Annotated in this window: 24 protein-coding genes and 3 tRNA genes; all 27 read left to right on the forward strand. The window is 39.3% G+C overall.

Annotated elements, in window-relative coordinates; genetic code table 11:
- Positions 1-6: 6 nt before the first annotated feature.
- Positions 7-1,512: a preprotein translocase subunit SecY gene (secY, locus tag H6793_04070; GenBank protein ID USN95473.1), complete on the forward strand. Its 1,506-nt coding sequence runs from the start codon at positions 7-9 to the stop codon at positions 1,510-1,512.
- 120 nt (positions 1,513-1,632) lie between these two features.
- Positions 1,633-2,739 (forward strand): DDE-type integrase/transposase/recombinase, encoded by a 1,107-nt coding sequence (locus H6793_04075; GenBank protein ID USN95474.1) that lies wholly within the window; start codon positions 1,633-1,635, stop codon positions 2,737-2,739.
- Positions 2,740-2,986: 247 nt separating this feature from the next.
- Positions 2,987-10,762 carry a BspA family leucine-rich repeat surface protein gene (locus H6793_04080; protein USN95475.1) on the forward strand — a complete coding sequence of 2,592 codons (7,776 nt, stop codon included), beginning with the start codon at positions 2,987-2,989 and terminating at the stop codon, positions 10,760-10,762.
- A gap of 58 nt (positions 10,763-10,820) precedes the next feature.
- Positions 10,821-11,042 (forward strand): translation initiation factor IF-1, encoded by a 222-nt coding sequence (infA, locus tag H6793_04085; protein ID USN95476.1) that lies wholly within the window; start codon positions 10,821-10,823, stop codon positions 11,040-11,042.
- 70 nt (positions 11,043-11,112) lie between these two features.
- Complete coding sequence (rpmJ, locus tag H6793_04090) at positions 11,113-11,229, forward strand: 50S ribosomal protein L36 (protein ID USN95477.1); 117 nt, start codon at positions 11,113-11,115, stop codon at positions 11,227-11,229.
- 2 nt (positions 11,230-11,231) lie between these two features.
- A complete protein-coding gene (rpsM, locus tag H6793_04095; protein ID USN95478.1) occupies positions 11,232-11,618 on the forward strand; it encodes a 30S ribosomal protein S13 in 387 nt (128 codons plus the stop codon).
- Between the two features lie 18 nt (positions 11,619-11,636).
- Positions 11,637-12,041 (forward strand): 30S ribosomal protein S11, encoded by a 405-nt coding sequence (rpsK, locus tag H6793_04100; protein USN95479.1) that lies wholly within the window; start codon positions 11,637-11,639, stop codon positions 12,039-12,041.
- A 4-nt stretch (positions 12,042-12,045) separates the two neighbouring features.
- Positions 12,046-12,663, forward strand: coding sequence for a 30S ribosomal protein S4 (gene rpsD / locus H6793_04105; GenBank protein USN95480.1), 618 nt, complete (start codon positions 12,046-12,048; stop codon positions 12,661-12,663).
- A gap of 10 nt (positions 12,664-12,673) precedes the next feature.
- A complete protein-coding gene (locus H6793_04110) occupies positions 12,674-13,612 on the forward strand; it encodes a DNA-directed RNA polymerase subunit alpha (protein USN95481.1) in 939 nt (312 codons plus the stop codon).
- Positions 13,612-14,061 carry a 50S ribosomal protein L17 gene (gene rplQ, locus H6793_04115; protein USN95979.1) on the forward strand — a complete coding sequence of 150 codons (450 nt, stop codon included), beginning with the start codon at positions 13,612-13,614 and terminating at the stop codon, positions 14,059-14,061. Before H6793_04110 ends, rplQ begins: the two co-directional genes overlap by 1 nt.
- Before the next feature lies 1 nt (position 14,062).
- Complete coding sequence (gene rplM / locus H6793_04120) at positions 14,063-14,503, forward strand: 50S ribosomal protein L13 (GenBank protein USN95482.1); 441 nt, start codon at positions 14,063-14,065, stop codon at positions 14,501-14,503.
- Complete coding sequence (rpsI, locus tag H6793_04125; protein USN95483.1) at positions 14,503-14,901, forward strand: 30S ribosomal protein S9; 399 nt, start codon at positions 14,503-14,505, stop codon at positions 14,899-14,901. The genes rplM and rpsI overlap by 1 nt, the downstream gene beginning before the upstream one ends.
- Before the next feature lie 210 nt (positions 14,902-15,111).
- Entirely contained in the window at positions 15,112-15,309 is a 198-nt protein-coding gene (locus H6793_04130) for a hypothetical protein (GenBank protein ID USN95484.1), read from the forward strand.
- Positions 15,310-15,329: 20 nt separating this feature from the next.
- Entirely contained in the window at positions 15,330-16,358 is a 1,029-nt protein-coding gene (gene trpS, locus H6793_04135) for a tryptophan--tRNA ligase (GenBank protein USN95485.1), read from the forward strand.
- A 112-nt stretch (positions 16,359-16,470) separates the two neighbouring features.
- Positions 16,471-17,328 (forward strand): RluA family pseudouridine synthase, encoded by an 858-nt coding sequence (locus H6793_04140; protein USN95486.1) that lies wholly within the window; start codon positions 16,471-16,473, stop codon positions 17,326-17,328.
- Positions 17,325-18,182 carry a hypothetical protein gene (locus tag H6793_04145; protein USN95487.1) on the forward strand — a complete coding sequence of 286 codons (858 nt, stop codon included), beginning with the start codon at positions 17,325-17,327 and terminating at the stop codon, positions 18,180-18,182. Before H6793_04140 ends, H6793_04145 begins: the two co-directional genes overlap by 4 nt.
- Positions 18,183-18,201: 19 nt before the next feature.
- On the forward strand, positions 18,202-18,858 hold the full coding sequence (locus H6793_04150) for a tetratricopeptide repeat protein (protein USN95488.1): 657 nt from the start codon (positions 18,202-18,204) through the stop codon (positions 18,856-18,858).
- 63 nt (positions 18,859-18,921) lie between these two features.
- Positions 18,922-18,998 (forward strand) — tRNA-Thr (locus tag H6793_04155).
- An 81-nt stretch (positions 18,999-19,079) separates the two neighbouring features.
- A tRNA-Tyr gene (locus tag H6793_04160) sits at positions 19,080-19,165 on the forward strand.
- Positions 19,166-19,197: 32 nt separating this feature from the next.
- Positions 19,198-19,512, forward strand: a complete 315-nt coding sequence (locus tag H6793_04165; protein ID USN95489.1) for a hypothetical protein — start codon at positions 19,198-19,200, stop codon at positions 19,510-19,512.
- Positions 19,513-19,603: 91 nt separating this feature from the next.
- Complete coding sequence (locus H6793_04170) at positions 19,604-20,008, forward strand: hypothetical protein (GenBank protein USN95490.1); 405 nt, start codon at positions 19,604-19,606, stop codon at positions 20,006-20,008.
- 24 nt (positions 20,009-20,032) lie between these two features.
- A tRNA-Thr gene (locus tag H6793_04175) sits at positions 20,033-20,107 on the forward strand.
- A 156-nt stretch (positions 20,108-20,263) separates the two neighbouring features.
- Entirely contained in the window at positions 20,264-21,523 is a 1,260-nt protein-coding gene (locus H6793_04180; protein USN95491.1) for a hypothetical protein, read from the forward strand.
- Between the two features lie 105 nt (positions 21,524-21,628).
- The gene (locus H6793_04185; GenBank protein USN95492.1) at positions 21,629-21,856 is read left to right on the forward strand and encodes a PspC domain-containing protein; all 228 of its coding nucleotides are present in this window, start codon (positions 21,629-21,631) and stop codon (positions 21,854-21,856) included.
- Positions 21,831-22,037 carry a 50S ribosomal protein L33 gene (gene rpmG, locus H6793_04190; protein USN95493.1) on the forward strand — a complete coding sequence of 69 codons (207 nt, stop codon included), beginning with the start codon at positions 21,831-21,833 and terminating at the stop codon, positions 22,035-22,037. The genes H6793_04185 and rpmG overlap by 26 nt, the downstream gene beginning before the upstream one ends.
- A gap of 196 nt (positions 22,038-22,233) precedes the next feature.
- Complete coding sequence (locus H6793_04195) at positions 22,234-22,905, forward strand: transglycosylase family protein (protein USN95494.1); 672 nt, start codon at positions 22,234-22,236, stop codon at positions 22,903-22,905.
- A gap of 132 nt (positions 22,906-23,037) precedes the next feature.
- Positions 23,038-23,742, forward strand: a complete 705-nt coding sequence (locus H6793_04200; protein ID USN95495.1) for a DUF4203 domain-containing protein — start codon at positions 23,038-23,040, stop codon at positions 23,740-23,742.
- Positions 23,743-23,811 lie beyond the last annotated feature (69 nt).

Here is a 23,811-nt window from a genome sequence, read left to right on the forward strand (position 1 = left end):
TCGTTAATGAACTGGAAAATCATCCTTAAATCATTCACAAACAATGATATGCGAAAAAAGATATTTGCTGTCGTTGGAATGATTGTAATTTTTAGGATTTTGGCACATATACCTATTCCAATTGCTAATGGTGAAACTTTACAGCAAATTCTTGAAACACTTTTTAATTCCACTCAATCTTCACAGTTGTTAGGATTTATGGATGTTCTTTCGGGCGGGGCATTAGCTAATTTTTCAATAATGCTTGTAGGTTTGGGTCCGTTCATTAATGCCTCGATTATTATGCAGTTGCTAACAAGAGCAATTCCAAAGCTCGAAGCTCTGAATAAAGAAGGTGAATTTGGGCGAAAAAAAATAAATCAATACACAAGAGTATTGGCACTACCGCTTGCTATAATTCAGTCAATAGGCTCAATATATTTGGTACGTCAAACAGCATCTAGTATTGGTGGCTTAGGCGATATCACGGCCAATGCTAGTTTTTCTCAATGGGTTTTGATGGTTTCCGCGCTTGCTGGAGGTGCAATGCTGTTGATGTGGCTAGGAGAGTTGATTACCGAACAAAATATCGGTAACGGTATTTCGTTAATTATTACGATAGGTATCGTTAGTCAACTTCCAACAACCGGGATTAATTTATTAAATAGTGTTATCCAAGATGAAAAGAAATGGACCATTTTCGGTAAACAACTTCCAATTGATGAAAAGGCATTTTGGCTTAGTCTATTAATAATCTCGATAATTGTTATCACAACGATACTAGTGGTTAAACTAAATGAAGCTGCCAGAAACCTAACGGTTAACTATGCCAAACGTGTGCAAGGAAACAGAATTTATGGAGGAGTTACAACCATACTTCCGGTAAAATTAATAACAGCAGGTGTTATTCCAATAATCTTTGCCGTAGCATTCTTGAGCGTACCTAGCTTTTTAGGACAAATCTTTTCCAATTCATCAAGTGATCGTTTGAAAGAAATTGGAACACACTTAGTTCAACTATTTCAACCACCAAGCCCTCAGACATTTGCTACGGGAGGCTGGCAACCTTATGTTTACCCCATAGTCTATTTCTTGTTAGTATTTATCTTTACATTCTTTTATACATCGATTGCGTTTAACTCCAAAGAAATAGCTGAGAATCTCCAACAACAGGGTGGATTCATTGAAGGCGTAAGATCCGGAAATCAAACAGAGAAATATCTAAATAAGGTGATGAATAGATTGACGTTGTTTGGGGCTATAGCTCTTGGACTTTTGGCGGTTATGCCAATAATCGCTCAGGCATTTTTAGGTGCCAATATTTCATTAGGTGGAACCAGCTTGTTGATTTTGGTTGCTGTATCCTTAGAAACACTACGAATGCTCGAATCACAAGCCTTGATGTTAACATATGATCAGTACGATCAACCCGATTATTTGTACAAATCATCAGAAACTTTATCAAAGAAACAAAATAGAATAAAGGTTATATCTAAACTTGCATTACCCAAAGGTAAGAAAAAAACTAAATAAGTAACGTCTTATTAGGCTAAAGAAGTGGGATTAGCTAGATATTTATTTCCCCCTGCATAAGTTCAGAAACATATTGGACTCCTGAAGGCTAGCGATAGCTAGCTGGGAAGGAGTCTTTTTATGCAACAGATATATACTGAATCATTCTTGAGGGGTTATGCTCGTAAGACTATGAGATCTATACAAGACATAACCCAACACCCATATAAACATGTAATTGAGCAAAGACTCAAGATAATTCAGTTCTATGATGATTTCGGGGAACAAGCCACCAGACAAGCTTTTAGCGTAAGTAGGAGCACTGTGTTCAGCTGGAAGAGGCGTCTAAAGGATAACAATGGCTCACTCAGATGTTTAGCTCCAAAGAGCACTGCACCAAAACACAAACGCAAGCGAATGGTAGATATGCGTATTACTAACTTTATTCTAGAACAAAGAAGCTTACACCCTAAGCTAAGTAAAGATAAGCTAGCCGTATTACTCAAAGATGAGTGTACAGCTTGGAATCTAAAACCACCTTCGGCATCTACCGTAGGTAGAATCCTCAAAGACCTTAAGTTTCAAGGCCTATTACCAAAATATACCAGGTTAACCGTTTCAGGTGCTACCGGCAAACTACTTGAGAAACAAAGTCGTAAGCCAAGACTCAATAAACAACGCAGGAATGGTTATCAGCCTGAGCAACCAGGAGATATGCTACAGATAGACACTATTGTTAAGTTTATAAACGGTATACGCCGTTATGTACTTACAGCAGTAGATTACAAAGGTAGATTCGGCTTTGCCTATGGCTATACTAGCCCCAGTAGTACCAACGCAGCAGACTTCCTGAACAAACTGCAAGCTGTTACCCCATTTGAGATCAGACGAGTGCATCATGACAATGGTAGTGAGTTCTACAAACACTTCATAAGAGCCTGTGATGAACGAAACATTGAACAGCTCTGGAACTATCCCAAAAGACCTAAGAATAACGGAATGGTTGAAAGATTTAACCGTAGCATCCAAGAAGAGTTTATAGACTGGAACCTAGATAATCTAGCCTATGACCTTGAGGATTTCAATAATTCATTGATGGACTGGTGTATATGGTATAACACAAAAAGACCACATTATGGACTTGGTTTAAAAAGTCCAATGCAGTACTTACTAGAAGTGTTACAATTAAGCCAACAGGAGTCCAGAATGTTATGGACGGATACACCCCCTTTCATTCCCCAACCATAACCAGTACAATATTACTCAGTACATTAAGTAGTTGAGTGGTACCAACAAGTCGTAGTTAATAACAGACTTATATCAAATCCTGCACTTACCTATTCTGCCTAAACAAAGTTAGTATTAGTCACATAGTATAGGCTAAGTATCAATAAGCTATACGACATAATTCATCAACACCCCATCTCAACAACCAACAAATTAGTAGTACCTAAAATAGCAACTAATTTAGATAAATACCAAATCATTCATTAATATGAAACTAAACCCCAAAGCCCTACTATCCAAACTACCACTACCTTTCTGGGCTTCCTTCTATCTATTTCTCATCATACTTACCATACCAGTACTAGCTTATATAGGCACACTCAGTAAAGCAGATCCCGGAACCCTAACAGTAACCATCAATCAAAAAACAGGCACAACAGACCCCAATCCTTCTTATACATCAGTATTCACTGTAGTATTCAATGAAGCCATAAACAGTAACACCTTCACCAACACAGACATTACTCTAGGTGGTACCGCACCAGGGCAAACTATCCAATCTATTACTGAAGCTGGAGCCTTCAACAAAACCACCTACGAAGTCCGAATCCAAGCCACCGGAGCTGGAACCATCATCCCAACCATAGCCCAAGAACTCATCACTGCCCAAAGCAACAACACTAACACCAACCAAGCCTCTAGCTCATCAGACAATACAGTTACCTATGATGGAACCTATGCACCGAATGAATTTGTTACCACCTGGAAGACAGACAACCCAGGAATAAGTGCCAGTAATCAAATAACTATACCTACACATTGGACTGGAGGATACAACTACAACGTAGACTGGGGAGACTCTACCACTAGCTCTAACCAAACCGGAGACTCCACCCATACTTACTCAACACCAGGAACATACACCGTAAAAATATCCGGAACATTTCCTAGAATACATTTTGGAAAAGGTGTTTCAGATTATATAAAAATCTTAACTGTAGAGCAGTGGGGTTCAAACCCTTGGACTTCAATGAACGAGTCATTTTACTTCCCATATAATCTAACCATCCCTGCTATAGATGCTCCGAACTTATCCAATGTAACTGATATGAGTTCTATGTTCTCGAAGGCAACTTCACTAAATCAATCACTTAATCATTGGGATGTAGGTAACATAACTAATATGAGTAGAATGTTTAATGAGGCAAGTACATTTAACCAATCTTTGAACAATTGGAACACATCAAATGTGACAAATATTTCTGGAATGTTTGCATACGCCACTTCTTTTAATGGTCTTATAAATGATTGGACCACATCAAACGTAACTGATATGTCTGGAGTGTTTGTAGGCGCTACAATCTTCAATCAGCCACTAAACAATTGGGATACCAGTAGTGTAACCGACATGAGTTGGATGTTTTATCAAGCGACTTCTTTCAATCAATCTTTGAGCAATTGGAATACATCAAATGTGACAAAATTAAATATAATGTTCACCGAAGCGGCAGCTTTCAATCAGCCACTAAATAACTGGAATGTCGTTAATGTACTTGATTTATCAAATCTATTTGCTCGAGCGACTTCATTCAATCAACCTTTGAATAATTGGAATACCAGTAATGTTACGAATATGTCTGGACTGTTTGCGGGCGCTGCATCATTCAATCAACCTTTGAATAATTGGAATACCAGTAATGTTACGAATATGTCTGGACTGTTTGTGGGCGCTACGTCGTTTAACCAGCCACTTAGCGGCTGGGACTTGAATAGTGTGACAAATATGACGATGATGTTTTCTAGTACTTCAATTCAAGTTGCGCCTGGAGTAACATTATCTCCTTCCGGCCTCTCCACCACCAACTATGACTCTACCCTAGCCGGTTGGTCATCCCAATCATTACAAAGTGGTGTCACCTTTGATGCCGGCACTAGCAAATACTGTAACTCTGAAACCCAAAGGCAAAGTATAATAACCAATCACTCATGGACTATTAACGATGGTGGTAAAGATTGTAGTTCTATTGGCTCAACTGAATTCATTACTACCTGGAAGACAGACAACTCAGGAGTAAGCGGAAGCAATCAAATAACTGTTCCTACCTTTTCAGGAGAAACCTACAACTACAACGTAGACTGGGGAGACTCTACCACTAGCTCTAACCAAACCGGAGACTCCACTCATACTTACTCAACACCAGGAACCTACACAGTCAAGATAACTGGAACCTTTCCTAGAATATATTTCGATGGAACAACCGATCACGATAAGATCCTAACAGTTGAACAATGGGGAACTAACCCTTGGACATCCATGAATGGTGCATTTTCGGGCGCATCCAACATCACAATCCCTGCAACTGACGCACCAGATTTATCCGGTGTGACTGATATGAACGGCATGCTCCAGGGGGTAAGTACCTTTAATAGTAATATAAACAACTGGGATGTCAGCAACGTAACTAATATGGGGAGTATGTTTGCGGGAACAACAAATTTCAACCAACCTCTCAACAGCTGGGATGTCAGCAATGTAACAGCAATGGATGGAATGTTTTTCGGGGCAACGTCTTTTAACCAAAATATTGACAGTTGGGACGTTAGTTCAGTAATTAATATGAGCGGTATGTTTTCTGGGGCAAGCGATTTCAATCAGCCCTTAAATAGCTGGGATGTCAGCTCGGTAGAAAATATGACAGGAATGTTTGGCGGTGCACTAGATTTTAACCAACCTCTAAATAATTGGAATACTGAGAATGTAACAGAAATGGTGGGAATGTTTGCTAGCGCAACTTCTTTTAATCAGTCTCTAGATTCATGGGATGTAGGTAATGTAACATTAATGAATTACATGTTTGGTAATGCTAATGGATACTTAGAGCAAGCTTTTGCAGGTGTTCCATATGAAGATTGGCCAGCAATGTTCCAAGCATTATACAATCTTCCGATGTCAGGCTTATCAACCGCTAATTATGATGACACTCTCATCTCATGGGCACAGCAAACAGTTCAACAAGGAGTAGTATTTGGTGGTGGAACGAGTAAGTATTGTTTGTCGGAGACTTATAGACAAGCATTAATTAGTAACGATTCGTGGTCTATAACTGATGCCGGCAAAGATTGCCAAGGAGTGTCACTAGATAAGCCTCAAAACTTATCAGGCACGCCTTTTACTAGAATTGTTGAACTAGACTGGGATTCTGTAACTGGATCACACCATTACGATGTGCAATACAAAAAGACCTCTGAAAGTTCATGGGTTGATTACGTGGATTCAACAGTTTATGGGTCGTTTATTTCCATCTATGATCTAGATCCACAGACATCCTACGATTTTAGGGTTAAGACAGTTAGAAGTGATAGTATTACTAGTGATTGGTCGGATATCCTAACGGTTACAACTCTACCACAATCAACGTATCATATAACAAATTGTCAACAGTTGCAGGCAATAAGTATCGACCCAGTTACTTATGAGTTAGGAGATGCCTCCGGGAATTACATCATTGATAATAATATTGATTGTAGTGAGTCATCAAATTGGGATTGGCAAGGACTCCTGCCTGTAGAGATGCAACAAACTACAGGTTTTGTGAGCATATATAACATTACTAACGGAGGAGATTTTACCGGAAATTTTGAAGGCCAAGGACATACCATTAGTGGACTATACCAAGATTCTGATAGATATGGTGGGCTATTTTATACTATAAAGTACAGTAGTATCAAAGATATAAATCTCGCCAACATAGATGTAAATTTTACGTCTAATCATATAACGTCAAGTTGTCAGAATGAGTCTTCGTTTAGTGTTATCGATGAATCTAATGTTTGTAGTGCTATAGGTGGATTGGTTGGTGGCATGAGGGAAAACTCTAAGATTAGTAATATCTCAGTGGGTGGCCAAATACATGTTGACTCTACCCCCATTAGCAATGCGAATGGTTACGAAACAACAAATATTATTGGTGGCCTTGTTGGCGTTGGGTCTGATACGTCTTTTGATGGTGTTGTTGATATCAATAACTCATCATCTAACGTAAATATTACTGTTTCTAGCTCAAATAAGACGGTAGCACAGCCTGGGCTTCAAGATTTTGTAGCAAAAATATTTAGCCTGGATGTTGGTTATGAGAATAATGACCCGAACTATACTAGTATTATTGCTGGTGGGGTTATAGGTTCTGCGTTGGGATTTGAGATTTCAAATGTTCAGGCTAACGGAGGGGTGTCAACTAACGGTTATTATAATGTTAGATCAGTTGGTAATCTAGCTGGAGTTTTTGCTTCTGCTTTTGATTCTTCTATAAGTAATAGTACTGCAGGGGGAACTATCGAATGTCAGGGCGGAGGATCAATGAGCTCAATTGGTGCAGGTGTCGGTATTGTTATGAATATGATCCCGCTTAACCTTAGCAACTCTGAGAATATTTTTAGCAATGCATCTATACACGATATCTCAACATCAACAAATATAAATTGTAGTGTTGATTATAGTTCATTTAGTGTTGGAGGTGTCATTGGGGCAACCTTTTCAATGGCTCCAGCAATAGAAGCTATCGAGCCAGAAGTTGTATATAACAATCTTTCATCGACAGGCAACATAAGTATAGGGGCCAGTAAATATCGATCTTACACAAATTTTGCATACTCCATATTCACATACTTTGGTGGTCCACATAAAATTTTGGATGGTGTCGGTGGTATTATTGGGTCTGTTGCTGGTGGGCCAAGTGGTGCTGATTTTAAAATAAGTAAAACATCTGTAAAATCCTCTCACTCTAGTTCTAATATAACAGTAAAGTCTGGTATACCTATCGGTGGTCTTGTTGGTTTAACAGAGGGAAGAGTACTGATTGAGGAGAGCGACTCGTCAGGCAACATAGTAAGTGATACTACAGAATGGGCACAACAGCCTTCTGAATGTTACTTCGCACCAGATGCCAATAGTGATTGCGCTGGGTACTATTTTAGTTATGGTATTGCCGGCGGGCTAGTCGGTATGGCAAACGGCAATTGTTCTTATCCAATAACAGAATTCCAAGACGACAATACAAACTGTGAGAATCGTATTGATATACAAAATGCAAAAGCAACGGGCAATGTCGAAGCACTCAATGGTAGGGGCATATCGGGCGGGTTAGTCGGGACGGCGAATAATACATTAATAAGCCGTTCATACTCTTCTGGAGAAGTACAATCGAGGATTGCCGGCGGGCTAGTCGGGGTAATTATCTCCGATTCGGTAAATAATCAAGGTATTGAAAACTCGCATTCAACCAGCCAAGTAACTTCAACGTATGACCCAAGTAATCCAACATATTTTGATGAAGGGTTTTTGTTCGGAGGATCCATACCAATCGCTGGTGGACTAGCGGGGATATCCATGGCGCAAATATCTTCATCATATGCTTCTGGAGATGTTACCATTCAACAATCTGCCAGCCGGATAGGTAACGGAAGGTTATATGGGGTAGGTAGTGCCGGAGGGCTGGTTGGTTATGGAATCGCTGGCTTAGATACATCTAACTTAATTACCCTACCACCAGAGGATAGGCCAAACCCAGTGAATTTTGCACCATTCTTTACGCGTCCATCAACGGATCCACTCGGTGTTTTTGGCGTCGTTAACTCTTTTGCTACCGGTAAGGTTAGCGTACCTAGTAACGAGGTTTATGTACCTATTATTGATAAGAATGTTCCTGTTATTAGTGCTGGTTTGATTGGTATGTATCCCGAATATCGTGATCCAGATTATATTTCACAGAATAATATTTTGCCACTAGATTTTAATAGTTATTATGATGTTGAAAAAACAGGACAAGACGAATGTGTTAAAGATATTTCTGTAATTATTGGGGCACTTGCGTATCCAGATATGTATTCCGACTGTCACCCCATCAACACCGATGGTTCTCAACCTAACTACTTCAAGAACAACTCTACCAACCCCCCCTTGAACCAATGGAACTTCTCTACTATATGGAAGACTAACTGTACTAACTATCCAGACTTTGTAGGCTCAACCAACTGTAATCCATCCAACCCTCCAGAAAACCCAGGCAATGGCAATCCTCCAACAACTCCAACTACCCCAACCACCCCTACAACTCCTACAACCCCAACCAATCCTCCAAAGACTCCTAGTACCACCAAACCACCTACTCCCACAACTCCAACCACTCCTCCATCTCCAACAACTCCCACAGAATCAGACACCCCTTCATCTTCATCCAATAATCAGTACTACTCCAACCCTCAATCTACAGCACTACCAGCTCCCCTATCTAAAGTAGTCAAAGGTTCCTTCATGCAATCTCTAGTGAACTATACTGCTAACAATATACCTAAACCCGTAGCTAAAGCCATTCCATACAGCCTACTCATACTTCTACTAGCTCTCTCAGCCCTCTATGGCTATTCTAGCTATCTAGAAAACAAAAGAAGACAAGCTCTCCAAGCTCTCATCACTCGCTTTAAATCTCTACTATCGGCTAGAGCTACCTTCCTACGTATTACCTCCCACTACATCAATACACCGATCACTAAGATCCAAGGAACCATAGAACTACTAGCTATGGGTACTACTTCAACCACAACTGCTAATACCACAACAGCAAGTACCAACACCACAAACAATAACTCAAGTACTAACAATAACTCTACAGGCTCTAATACCAACCCTCCTACTAATACCAGCTCTACTCCTCCAAGTAACACTACTAGCTCTACCAGTAATCCAGGCACTACCTACACCCCTAACTCTAGCTCCCAGACTAGTTCAGCTTCCGTAAACAGCTCTAGCAATCAGGCTAGTACCACCAGCTCCATCAGTTCTACTCCTAGCTCCCCTAATAGCATTAGTATACCTATTAATACTAACTCTAGCTCTCAGTCTGGTTCAGCTTCCGTGTTCACCTCAACCCTAGCCACTACAGCTACCACTCTAACTATCCCAGAAGCCTCTATCGTAGCCTCTAAGTCAGCCATCAAGAGTCTCACTAACCATGCCAATGAACTACTAGATGAAGGACAATCCCTCACCGGAAGACAACAAGCTAACATCAGAAACCTAGAACAAAGAAAAGGACTTAGCTTCCTAACCCATCCTTTCTTCTGGCTCCCAGTAGTAGTTATCTCTACCTTAGTAGTACTACTCAACATCATCTTCATTCAAGCTGAACGCTATACCCCTACAGCTATTACTATTGCTTCTCAACTTATCCTAGGCTTCGTTGGTGTTATAGCTTTAGGTGTCAGCTACTACTTCTACCGTTCCTTCCAGTCCCAAAGACAAGCTCTACTAACCGAACAAGAAATAGAACAAGAGTTCAATGCTCGCCAAGCTAACTTCATAGCTGATGCCTACAACAAGCTCAACGATGACATCATAATCCTAGAAGGTGTCAGCCAAGACCTAGCTAAGTATCCTAAAGTCCGTAACTTCAACCAAGGCCTCAATGAACTAAAAGACATAGTCTCCCAACTAGAAAAACTCAGCAACCTATCTAAGCATGTCCCAGGACTGCAATACCACACCAACCTAAGCAGTACTATATCTACTACCCTAACTAACCTCAGATCCCTAGCTGACCAACAGAACATCACTATAACTACCAACAACATCAAACCCAACCAAAACGTCAACATAGAAGCTAATGCTCTAACCCATCTACTGTCAGCTCCACTCAAGAATGCTATCTCAGCTAGTACTGCTGGCTCCAATATAGAACTATCCCAATCCAACCACAAAGCCAACAAATCTAACCAGATAAATAAACCCAACACAGTAACTACCAACCTTAGCAATACCAACCTACCTATCCAAATAACTATTACCGATCATGGCAAAGGCATACCCCCAGAACAACTAAACAATATCTTTACCCCATTCAACTCAGCCCATAGCCTAGAACACTTCACTGATACCGGACTAGGACTAGACCTCTACCTATGCAAAGTAATTGCCGAACAATACAACGCCAACCTAACCATCACCAGCCAACCAGGAGAAGGCACAACAGTGATAGTGGGGATGGGGTGAGAAAAAGTGCTTTACATGATCTTGTACATCTGATAAAATTAAATCTTGTTATATATTTATGGCTAGCAACAAAGAAGTAATCGAGTTAAATGGTGTGATTGTGGAAACCTTACCGGGTACACAATTCAAAGTTGAACTCGAGAATGGCCATCAAATTATAGCTCATGTTGCTGGAAAGATGCGCAAACACTACATACGTATCGTGCCAGGTGACAGCGTTACGGTTGAGTTGACCCCTTATGATCTCACTAAGGGAAGAATCACCTATCGCAAATCATAAATAATAATACGCAGTGAGTTGCAATATATTGCAATCCGTAATCACCCACGATAAGGAGACGATCAAAAGGATGAAAGTACGTGCAAGTGTAAAGAAGATCAGCCCCGACGATAAGATAGTTCGTCGTAAAGGGCGACTTTACGTTATCAATAAGCTAAAACCAAAGCATAAGCAGAGGCAAGGTTAATTATGGCAAGAATTTCTGGAGTTACAATTCCAAATGACAAACAAATTGAGACTGCCCTAACTTATGTATATGGTATTGGCCCCAAATTCAGCAAAGATATACTGAAACAAGCCAAAATCGATCCGACAATTCGTGTCAATAAATTAACTGATCAAGAAATTTCACAAATTCAAGATGTTATAAATAACAATTATACAGTTGAAGGTGAATTACAAAGAATTGTCACGTCTAACATCAAACGACTTAAGGAAATAAATTCTTATCGTGGAATGCGCCACAAGGCAAACCTACCGTCTCGCGGTCAACAAACTCGAACTAATGCACGGACTCGACGTGGCAAGAAGACTACAGTTGGTGGAACTAAGAAGAAAGCACCAGCTAAGACTTAGGTCAGGAGAATATAGGATATGGCAGAGAATACTACAAGTACAACAACTATCAAAAAGAAAAAAGCTAAGCGCGCAGTTCCATATGGACAAGTTCATGTATTGGCGACTTTTAACAACACAATAATTACTTTCACTGATAGTAAGGGTGGTGCATTAACCTATGCTAGTGCGGGTGGTTGTGGATTTCGTGGGTCAAAAAAGGGTACGGCATACGCAGCGCAAGTCGCGGCAGAAAAAGCAACACAAGCAGTTAAGCAAATGCATGGTATGAGTAAAGTTGATGTGTATATTAAAGGTATTGGTCTTGGTCGGGATGCAATCGTCAGAGTTCTAAATACTATGGATGTTCGCGTCGAAAAGTTAATTGATGTAACTACCGCTCCACATGGTGGTGTTAGACCAAAGAAAGCACGAAGGGTTTAGTATTATGGCAAGAGATTTACAACCAATTGTTAAAATGAGTCGTCGTGAAGGTTATGCCTTGCACCCAAAGGCACACAAAGCGTTGGTTAAGCGGGCTACACCAGCAAACCCAGGTGGTCGAAATAGTAGAAACAAACCTAGCCAATATGCGATACAATTGCGCGAAAAACAAAAAGTCAAGCGATTGTATGGATTATTAGAACGACAATTCCGTAAATTAATGGCTGAGGCCGACCGTACAGAAGGACAATCTGGCGAACATCTATTGATATTCTTAGAAAGGCGCTTAGACAACGCGGTTTACCGTAGCGGCCTAGCAGTTAGTAGACGTTCAGCAAGACAGTTAGTTACTCACGGTCATTTTATGCTAAATGGACGTCGCGTAGACATACCCTCAATCCGTATTAAGCCTGGTGATGAAATCGTTCTTCGAGAAGCGAGCAAATCTAACGAGTATTTTAAGAAGATTGATGATGTCAGTCCAGGAGGTCAAGAAAATGAAGCCTCATGGCTTACTATAGATAGAAAGAAGTTCAAAATAAGCATCACCGGTATTCCAACACGTGATGAAGTTGAACCAGATATAAATGAGCAATTAATTGTTGAGTATTACTCACGATAAGGAGGCAAAGATGTCAAAAAATATATATGTACCAGGAGTAGTGTCAGTTGATGAACATTCTGCTACAAGTGCAACTTTTGCAATCGAACCATTACATACAGGCTATGGAATGACACTAGGTAACAGCTTACGACGTGTTCTTCTTTCAAGTATTGCTGGCGCAGCGGTAACGGGCTTTAGGATTGAAGGAGCAACACATGAATTCACAACTGTATCTGGAGTCAAAGAAGATATTGTTGATATTATGTTGGCACTTAAAGGTGTTCGTTTCAAAGTATTTTCAGACGAACCACAGGTCTTATCTATAAAGAAATCAGGAAAAGGTCCAGTATTGGCCAAAGATATTCAAGCTACTGCTGATGTAGAAATAGTTAATGCTGATCACATTATCTGCACAATAGACGACCCTAAAACTAGTTTAAACATTGAAATTACGGTTGAAACAGGTCGTGGCTATCGCCCGGTTGACGAAACAGCCCATCGAAAATCTAGTGATATGATATCGGTTGACGCGATCTTTAGTCCTGTACAAAGAGTACGATATAAAGTTGAAAACACCCGTGTTGGCCAAATGACCGACCTTGACAAACTAATATTAGTCATCGATACAGACGGAAGCATTACTCCGAAGGACGCTTTCGAAGAAGCTGCAGCCATTTTAGTTAATCAATATACTGCGCTTGCTGGTCAAACTAAAGTTGAGGCTGCTCCCAGTCTTGTAGCAACTCAACCTGTTGAGGAGGAAGCTTCTGAGGACAGTGCAGAGTTGATGACGCCCATCGAAGATCTCAATCTTACGGCTCGCACAAGTAATGCACTTGTTAATAACGATATACATACATTGAAGGACTTGTTAAGTTTAGGTGATGCTGAATTACGAGACCTAAAGGGATTTGGAGCAAAAGCTCTTGACGAAGTTAAAGATAAAATGGCGGAGTTGGAGATTTAATTATGCATCGCCATGGATACGTAGGTCGAAAATTTGGACGTGAACGTGATCAACGCGAAGCTTTAATTAAAAGTCTAGCTGAGTCGTTAATTGTTCAAGAATCAATTGAAACCACATTACCAAAAGCTAAGGAACTTGTTCCTTATGTTGAAAAATTGATTACTAAAGCAAAAAAGGGGGATTTGCACAGTCGACGTCTTGTTGTTAGTAGATTAATGACTAAAGAGACTGCAAATAAATTAGTTGATGCAATTGCGCCTAACCTAACCGATCGCACCAGTGGTCACTTGAGAATTGAGCGAACACGTTTACGTCGTGGAGATAATGCTCAACTAGCAAAGGTAAGTTTTGTAGACGATCTATCTTTGGATGAAAAGAAAGAGTCCAAGGATGACGCTAAATCAAAGACTCTCACTTCAAAGTCAAAGAAGAAAGACGAGGTGAAGTAATATGAAGACGTATAGCGCAAAGCCAACAGACATAAAAAGAGAATGGTTTGTTATTAATGCAAGTCAAGCAACCCTTGGTCGCTTATCAACACAAATAGCTAATATCTTGACCGGAAAGCTAAAACCGCAATATACACCTCACATCGATTGCGGTGATTATGTGGTTGTGATCAATAGTGATTCACTAAAGGTAACAGGAAAGAAGTTAACGGACAAAATGTATTATCGACACTCTGGATATCCCGGTGGAATAAAGCAGATGACCCTAAATGAAAAGATAGAGAAGGATTCTGCAGATGTAATCATCAAGGCCGTGAGAGGAATGATTCCTGCCAACAAATTGCGTCCCGGTCGATTAGCAAGACTTAAGGTTTATGCTGGTAACGAACATCAGCATACAGCTCAAAAGCCAAAGCAAGTTAACGTTAAGGAAGCCAAATAATGACAAAAAACAGTTATTTCTATGCACTTGGACGACGAAAAAGCTCAACTGCTCGTGTTCGTATCATGAATGGAAAAGGGGTAGTTACTATTAATGATAAATCTGCAGAAGACTATTTTTCGGGCAGTAAAACATTATTATCAGAACTTCAAAAACCATTTGCGCTACTTGATCAGATCAATAAGTTTGATGTAAGTGCTAAAGTTAGTGGAGGTGGTCATAATGGACAAGCTGAGGCCATAAGACTCGGAATAGCACGTGCATTAGCTACGATGAACGGCGACCTAAAGGGTACTTTAAAGCGCGCAGATATGCTTGGACGTGACCCTAGGGAAAAAGAACGCAAGAAGTTCGGCCTCAAAGGTGCCCGAAAACAACGCCAGTTCACTAAGCGATAGTTACCGGACTATATTATTTACCTACATATTGACAATTAGTCACTATCGGTGTATTTTGGTCTAGGATGATGCGCATATTAGATTACATATTTTTTTGGTTTAATCGCTCAGAAATGGCGGTTGCTAAAGTGCGTATTAAGTAATAAACTCAGCAAAAATTGATATAACCGCCCTAGCCAAAGGCGGTTATTTTAATTGAAAGGAATGTATATGATAGTAGACAACAGATTAGCTAGAGAAGTACTCAGCGAACATAAGATTGAGATGGATCCAACCGATTCTCGATCAGCAGAAGAGTATGTACTGCAATTACTGGTTTTGATAGAAGAACTACAAAAGAACGATATTCGGAACGAACAGAATCTAAGAAGTGAATCAGCACAGTCTGACGTTCCGTATTTTGCATAATATAAAGTATAATTATATCTATGAGTAAATCAGTAGTCTTAACCGGTATTAGGTCAAATGAAGAACCTCAGCTAGGAAATTATTTTGGAGCAATGCTTCCAATTATTGACATGGCAAAAAAAAATTCTAGTAAATATCAAATAAATTTATTTGTACCGGACCTTCATAGTTTTACTACAGAAATCCAATACGATCGACTATATGATCAAACAATCAATACTCTAAAAAAGTTTGTAGCTTCGGGCTTGCCACTAAATGACGACAATGTGCATATTTATAGACAAAGTTTTGTGCCTGCTCACAGCGAGCTAACGGTAATACTGAACAATTTTACTGGATTTGGTGAAATGTCACGTATGACTCAATTTAAGGATAAATCAAAAGGTAAAGATTCAATAAGTGTTGGTCTGTTTGACTATCCTGTGTTAATGGCGTCTGATATTTTGTTGTATAACGCTCGGTTCGTTCCAGTAGGGGATGATCAATCTCAACATCTTGAGTTTACCAGAGATATTGCAGAGAGAATTAATAGTAAGTTCGGTAATATCTTCACTATTCCTGAGTCCGTAAAAGATCAACACAAACTGTTTGGAAACGATCAAGGCTTGAGGATTAAAGATCTACACGACCCGCTCAAAAAAATGAGCAAATCTGATGAAACTGGTAAAGGTGTTATATTCTTAAGCGATAACCCTGAACTTGCACGAAAAAAGGTAATGAGCGCAACTACAGACAGTATTGGGAAAATTCACTATGACATCATTAACCAACCAGGTATTAGTAATTTACTGCAAATTCTTGCCTTATTGCTAGGAGAAGAACTAGATGTAGTGGTAAAGAGATACGTAGGCCAAACCCAATACGGAGCATTAAAACAAGATGTAGCAGAGCAAGTAGTGATATTCTTATCAGCTTTTCAACAAAAATTATCATTGGTTGACGAAACGGCCTTGATCAGTAAGTTAGAAAAATCCGAAAAGGTTATGAATAAGCAGGCAAACACAGTACTATTTAAGCTACAAAAAGCTGTTGGCTTAAGGAGCAAATAACTGTATGCACAAAACTTTAAACTTCAGAGGTATGACACCAGAATTAAAACAGATCAGACAGCTATTGTCGCCTATTGAAGTTGATAAAATAGAAGAAATTGAAAAAATATAAATGAAGAAATGGGAATATAAAGCTGATTCAAGTGTCCGACTTGACATTGCACTGCAACAACAATTTCCAAATTTATCTAGGAGCTACATAAGAAAACTTTTAGATAATGGCAAGATCTTGGTTAATAATCAGCGCTATAAGGCTGGATATATGCTCAAGAATAGCGACTTAGTCTTGATTGATTTTGAAGAATCTGATGGGCGGATTGATGATATAAATATACCAATTATCTATGAAGATCATGACTGTCTGGTAATAAATAAACCAGTGGGGGTGTTAAGTCACAGTAAAGGCTCGTATAATCCAGAAGCTACAGTGGCAACATATATTGCAAATAAAATTGACGGACTCGAAGGAGAAAGGGCGGGTATAGTCCACCGCCTAGACAGAGCTACATCTGGTGTGATGATTTGTGCAAAAAATCAAGAATCACAAAAGTGGCTTCAAAAACAATTTGCCCAAAGAAAAGTCAAAAAAACATATGTAGCAGTAATAAAGACTGGTTTAAAACCCGAGAAAGCAAGAATCGACATGCCAATAGAGCGCGATCCACGAAGCCCTAAACAATTCAGAGTAGGCGTAAATGGTAAAGAAGCTCAAACAAATTACGAGGTGACTGAATCGAATAACCTACATTCAACAATAATTCTTAAACCTGAAACTGGCAGAACTCATCAGTTAAGGGTACACTTAAAACAACTTGGCTATCCGATTGTTGGCGACATACTATATGGTGGAGAGGATTATTCCAGATTAATGCTACACGCCAAGGAACTAGAGTTAACTTTGCCAAATAAGCACAGACAAGTTTTTAAAGCACCACTACCCAGTGAGTTTAAAGATATAATGGATCTATGAAAATTCTACTAAGTGCAAATACGCAATCTTCAATAAGAAGTATATGCAGTAAACCCCCTCATGGACTTGGGATATTCGCACCGATAGGATTCGGTAAAATGCATGTCGCTAAATATATTGCGTACAAGGTTCTGGGCAATTCACCTGACTTTGAAAGTCAACATATGAAAATAATATCTCCAGAAGAGAATAAGAACATGGTAACTATTGATCAGGTTCGTGAAATACATGCTTTTTTTAAGCTAAGGATTAAGTCTGATAAACAGGTTGCTAGGGTTTTGATAATTGAGGATGCACATAAGATGCATACAGACGCTCAAAACGCGTTGTTAAAGATAGTAGAAGAACCGCCTAGTCATTCTATGATAATACTGACAGCCACTTCTACAAGTGGTTTGTTGCCTACTATCCTTTCGCGCATTGAAAGACTGCAACTATCGGAAGTCTCGACCTCAAAGATTCATTCATATTTTTCTAGCGACTATAATGAAGATGAGATTTCTAGAGCTCAGATAATTGCCAGGGGACGGATTGGGCTGATTGCGTCCATATTGCAAAAAGCCGACCATCCTTTGCTTGAATCAATCGAATCTGTCAAGAACTTCTTAAAGGGAGACAAATACACCCAGCTAGCATCTTTAAATGAACACTTAAATTCAATAGAAACCTTCTTGGAAGCACTTAAGATTATTAGTTATTCTGCATTTATGCAAAGTGTAAACAAAACTACCTTGCCTAACGAACAAGCTAAAAGATGGTTGAAAATATACAAGCAATCATACTTTGGGTTACAAGACATACAACATAATGCTAACCCTAAAATACTTTTAACAAACTTAACCTTAGCAATCTAGTGTAGTATAATACAAATAGATGTTTGCTTTAATATTGCTTGGATTTTTTGGGTTTCTGACTTACCGCAGTGCTAGCCATTATGAAGATGACATAGTTCAACTACCAACAAAGCTTTCTAATCGACTGGGTCAACTTTGGAATGTTGCTCATCAAGGGATGCGTGAAAACAGGTTCTTGCGTGCCGAGAAAGCTTTATTATTGATACTAAGGATCGATGAAAAAAATGCTGCGGCATATAATCGGCTTGGAATATTGTATGCAAAACAAAAAGAGTATAAAGATGCGATTGATTGCTTTGAGATTGCTTCAAGTATCGAGACATCGCCATCAAGTTTACATAACCTTGGTCTTATATATTACGAAACGGAACATTACGACAAAGCTGGCGCGGCCTTCGAGCAGGCACTAAAATTAGAAGATGGACTTGCTACTAGACATATTGCGTACGCTAAAGTTCAAGAAAAGCTCGGTAATGATAAGTTGATGTTTCAAGAACTAGAGAAGGCCGTAGAGTTAGAACCAAACAAAGAATCATTAACTTTACTGCATCGTGCCTATGAGAGTCGTAATCGCGAAGAAGACGCAGATAAAATTCAAAAAAGGCTAGATAAACTAGTTGTCCCAAGTGGTAAACCGAAAAAGGTCATCAGACATAAGCGCAGAGTTGTAATTTAACCTCTGTTCTGATAAAATTCTTCGAGTACATTAATAATCTGTCAACAAGTGATGATGTATTTTGCCGGCATAGCTCAGTTGGTTAGAGCGACGGTTTTGTAAACCGTAGGTCGTGGGTTCGAATCCCTCTGCCGGCTCCATTTAGGTATAATGCGAGAATACCTAAATATCCTGAGGAGAGTCAGGTCGGTGTTCTTTGACTAACACCTGTTAGTCAAATTGCAGGGATAGTGAAGCGGTCAAACACGGCAGACTGTAAATCTGCTGGCATATGCCTTCGGGGGTTCGAATCCCTCTCCCTGCACCACTACTAATTATGATGCTTGCGAGTTACTATTTATGAGTCAAAAAAGCAGGAAATGGGATTTTGAATACCCAGAGGACGGATTAGAGTTCTGGCAAGAATCCACTAAAACTGACAGAAGAGTAATGTTGACGAGTTTAGGTATAATCATCACCAACGCAACGATGATCGGTGCAGGTGCAGTACTCAGCGTAGAGGGAGATATTGTTAACGGAGCAATATGTGTTTCCGTAGGGGTCGGTGCTGTAGCATTGTCTACCAAAATCTTCTTAAATGAGCTCGATGAATATTCAAAGTCAACAAGTAAAGTGTCTATGTATCAATCGAAAATCGAAGCACAACAAAGATGAACTCACAAATCGTGTAGTGTAATTTGATTGTTGTAAATATTTAAATAGGATTGCTAGAAGCTTACTGTTGAATATATAATTCTTATGTTACATGAGAACAAATATTGAGGGAGACTGGTTTAGAGTGTACGTTGGTACTGAAGCTGAATTCATTACCTATAATCATAGTAAAGATCATGCAATAGATTCGGTTAAGGAATATTGCGATGAAAATAGGTTTTTAGGATTAGATCCGACGATGATGTTGCCCCACGGAACAATCAGTAAACCATTACAACCGCATGAAAGCCAAATGTATTCGATAATATCAAACGAGAATAATCTCTTTACTCCACGTCTTGTTAATTATCGCGAAAACTCACAAAGTTCAAAGGAGGAAATCGGAAGTCAAACCGAATATGTTTCAGCAAACCAACTAGCCTTATTTGGGCTAAAAACCGTAACATCGCTAGGTTTAGCTACGAAAGAAAGTGACTATTCGTATTTTATCCCCTAGTTTGATAAAATTATCCAGGCGTATGCCGTTGTAGCTCAGTGGTAGAGCACTTCCATGGTAAGGAAGGGGTCCCGGGTTCAAGTCCCGGCAACGGCTCCACAACCAAACTTTTTCAGGATGTAATGGTTGCACTGTCATATTTTGCAGTTTCCGGATAATGATTATATCTTAGCAATAGCGAAGCATCGACATAATTATGTTAAATGATCGGCACTGTACATAATAGTTTATTTGCTCTTATGTTAAAGTAGTAAAATGAGACAAACTATCTTTCGATTCCGTAGACCAATGTTAGTCATTGGAGTGATTGCTACAATTGGAACATTGATACTAGTTATCTCGAGGGCTTCTAGCTCATACATTTCATTAGAAACAGAAGACGGAAGTACTGTAGGAGCAAATATTAGTTTAGACTCAACGGCATCAGGTGGGAAATATGTACTTTTTGGTGATAGCGCCACTTCAGAGAATTGTTCAAAAGGAGGTAAATACCTATGGGACAATCTTGAGAAGTGTGGTTGGCCGGGTCCCAACAATACTGGAGTTAATATGTCTGAGTGTCCTAATGGCTTGACGCCTCTAGGTTCATCTATAGCATCCATAACAACCATAAAAACAGAAAATACAACGATTGAATGTAAAGAAGTAAAAGGCAGTTTGAATATAACTGCACAAAATGTAACTATAAAAAATAGTAAAGTATCATATGACGCTGGAGGTCCAACTAAAGGGGGGTCTGGTGTTATTAAGATATTAGATGACGCTAGTGCCACTATCGAACAAGTAGAATTGGACGGCATGAACAAAACTCATGCATGTATATTTAATCTAGGCGTAAAAGGCAAAACACTGAAGTACAGTATGATTGTAAAAAAAGTTAATTGCCATAATGCCAGCGACGGTATATTTAGCTGGTACTCTGCACCCGGTAGCGATTATCCGAGTAAATACCCAAACACAGCCAGTGATTCTATTATAGAAGATAGCTATTTGCATGACTTTACCGAGGGAGCAGCAAATGGACACATAGACGGATACCAGACCCAAGGCACCTCAAACGGTATTATCAGGAGGAATACTTTTAATGTATTCATCCGGCCGGGTGATACTCATGTCGAAGGTGGGGGCCTTAATAGTGTCATGGCTATTTGGAATGTATCGAATAATGTTAACAACTATGAAATTTCAAACAACTTGATAAGCGGTGGTGGCTTTACAATATATGCATATGACCGTCATCCAGAGGTTAAGCCTCCCGAAAAGGGCGGTAATGGTGTTGGTGGTTACTACGTAAAGGGTGTCAAAGTATTAAATAATTCCTTCAGTAACTACTTTAATAAATGTGTAGGTAAGTATGGTGTGTGGTTTGAGCGTTCTCAATGGCCACCGTTGTTTGGCGGGCCAACTGGTGGTTGGAGTAGTAGCAATACAACAGACTCAAATTATAGATCTGGTAATAAAGTACTAGAAACGGGCCTTAACTTAGACACGGGCAACCCAGCTGGTTGTAAATAAGCATAACTATTAGAATAATAGCATGTAGGTAGCAGAAGTTTGTAGTGAAATTACCCAAGATGCATATTCTTGAAAAGAGAGTAATCTTCTGGTAAAATATTCAAAATGAAGAAATATTTATACAAATCCGAGGATGACAAAAAACTCGATGGTGTTTGTTCAGGGATAGCTGAATATTTCGATTTAGATCCAACTTTGATACGTGCCGGGTACGCATTACTAACGATAGTAACTGGCGTGTTTCCTGGGATATTTGGATATATAGTATTATCAATAATAATGCCTAAAAAGAGCGAGGTACAATCAAATGGCAAAAAAATCAGCAAAACGTAAAGTAATTGGCTTAGTGTCAGAAGAATCAGGCAATAGAAACTATTACACAAAGAAGAATCATCAGAATACGCCTGATAAATTAGAATTACGTAAATACGATCCAAAGCTTAGAAAACATGTTTTATTTGTGGAAACAAAAAAGAATTTAGGAAGAAACGAAGTCAAAGCCAAAAAACGGTAACCATAAATCTAAAGATCCAGTTATATTTATTACAACACAAATTCTACTCTGTAAGGCTTGACAATATATACACAACAAGTATGATAGAATTTGTGTCTTTTTTATGTGAGGAAAAAGTACACCAATTACCCCAAATGACAAAGAAAAAATATTAGTGATCATACGAGGGTACTTCAAAAGGTATAAGGAGGAATAAATGCGGAAATCCGTAATAATTGCGGGCTTATTTGTGGCGAGCTATATTTGGTTTGTCAATAAACCTGCTGTTAAGGCTCAGGAAGCGAATAATCCTGTAGCACAAGAGCAAACTACACAACCAGAACCAGTTGTTGTGGAAGTACAAAAGGGCGATAATTTATCAAAAATTGCCAAGAAATACGAAACCACGTATTCGCGTCTTTATGATGCTAACATTCAAATTAATGACCCAGATGTTATACATCCGGGAGATAAGATTAGAATACCAACTGCAAACGAACAATTAGTAAGTCGTAAACAACCTACTAACTCAAATGTTGTAACGACCACAAACAGAGTAAATACATCAGTCCGTAAGACTACGCCAAAAAATACGAAAGCCAGGAAACGTCAAGTAACAAAGCAAACGACTCAAGCTTCTCCAGTGACTACTGGAAGTGTTTGGGATAATTTAGCTCGTTGCGAGTCTGGCGGAAACTGGTCAATTAATACCGGAAATGGATATTATGGTGGCCTTCAGTTTACGGCTTCAACATGGAGAGCCGTTGGCGGAACAGGCTTGCCACATCAAAACTCACGAGAAGAACAGATACATCGTGCACAAATTCTACAAGCTCGTAGTGGCTGGGGGCAGTGGCCAGCATGCACAAAAAAACTTGGCTTAAGATAATCGCCGTATATTACATTTAGCCTTGGTAGCTCACACTATCAAGGCTATTTTAAGATTATCTAGACTACAAAATATATGAGAAATTCACATGCTAATGTATAATTGTACTTAATAATAATAAAGGAGGCGTACATGGGTTTTGGTGAAATACTAGTAGGGATATTTGCGATATTAATTGGAGCGCTGTTCGCTTTCCAGGGTGGTAACTTACTGCGGATAATGTTCCCATTTGTTGGATTCTTCGTTGGATTTTCAGCAGGTGCTGGTCTTATTTCTGGTGTAACTGGGGATGGTTTCTTGAGTACATTACTTGGTTGGGTTGTTGGATTTTGTGTAGCGATACTTTTTGCATTTTTGGCATATTTCTTTTATTCTTTTGCGGTTATTTTAGCTTTCGCAGGTTTAGGGTTTTCTATCGCAGCTGCGATTCTAGGTTTGTTTAATCTTGACTGGAATTGGCTAGTTCTGATTGCTGGCACAGCTCTAGGTGCTGTTTTTGGATTATTCGCTTTTGTTGGTGGATTGCCAATGATCTTGTTAATTGTGGCGTCATCATTCTTCGGGGCGTCAATGATAATTTATGGTCTATTGCTAGTATTCAATGGAGCTAGCTTTGGTGACCTAGCAAATGGTACGGTATACACAATGATACGTGATAGAGCTGGCTTATATATTCTTTGGCTTATGATCGGAATCTCATCTAGTATTACCCAAGTCCGTATTCTAGGTGAACAAATGAAAATGGCACAGGAATACTGGAATTCGTCAATGACGTTTGATGAATTTTTAGTCAGTAACTCATCAAACGTAAAGAAATCAAAAAGTAAGAAAAAATAGATATACAATACTAAACCGTAGGCACTGAATTAGAGATTATCAATATTAACACAAACTTGATTACATTCG

The sequence above is a fragment of the Candidatus Nomurabacteria bacterium genome, from assembly GCA_023898625.1.
Taxonomy (GTDB): domain Bacteria; phylum Patescibacteriota; class Saccharimonadia; order Saccharimonadales; family JAGQNJ01; genus HK-STAS-PATE-36.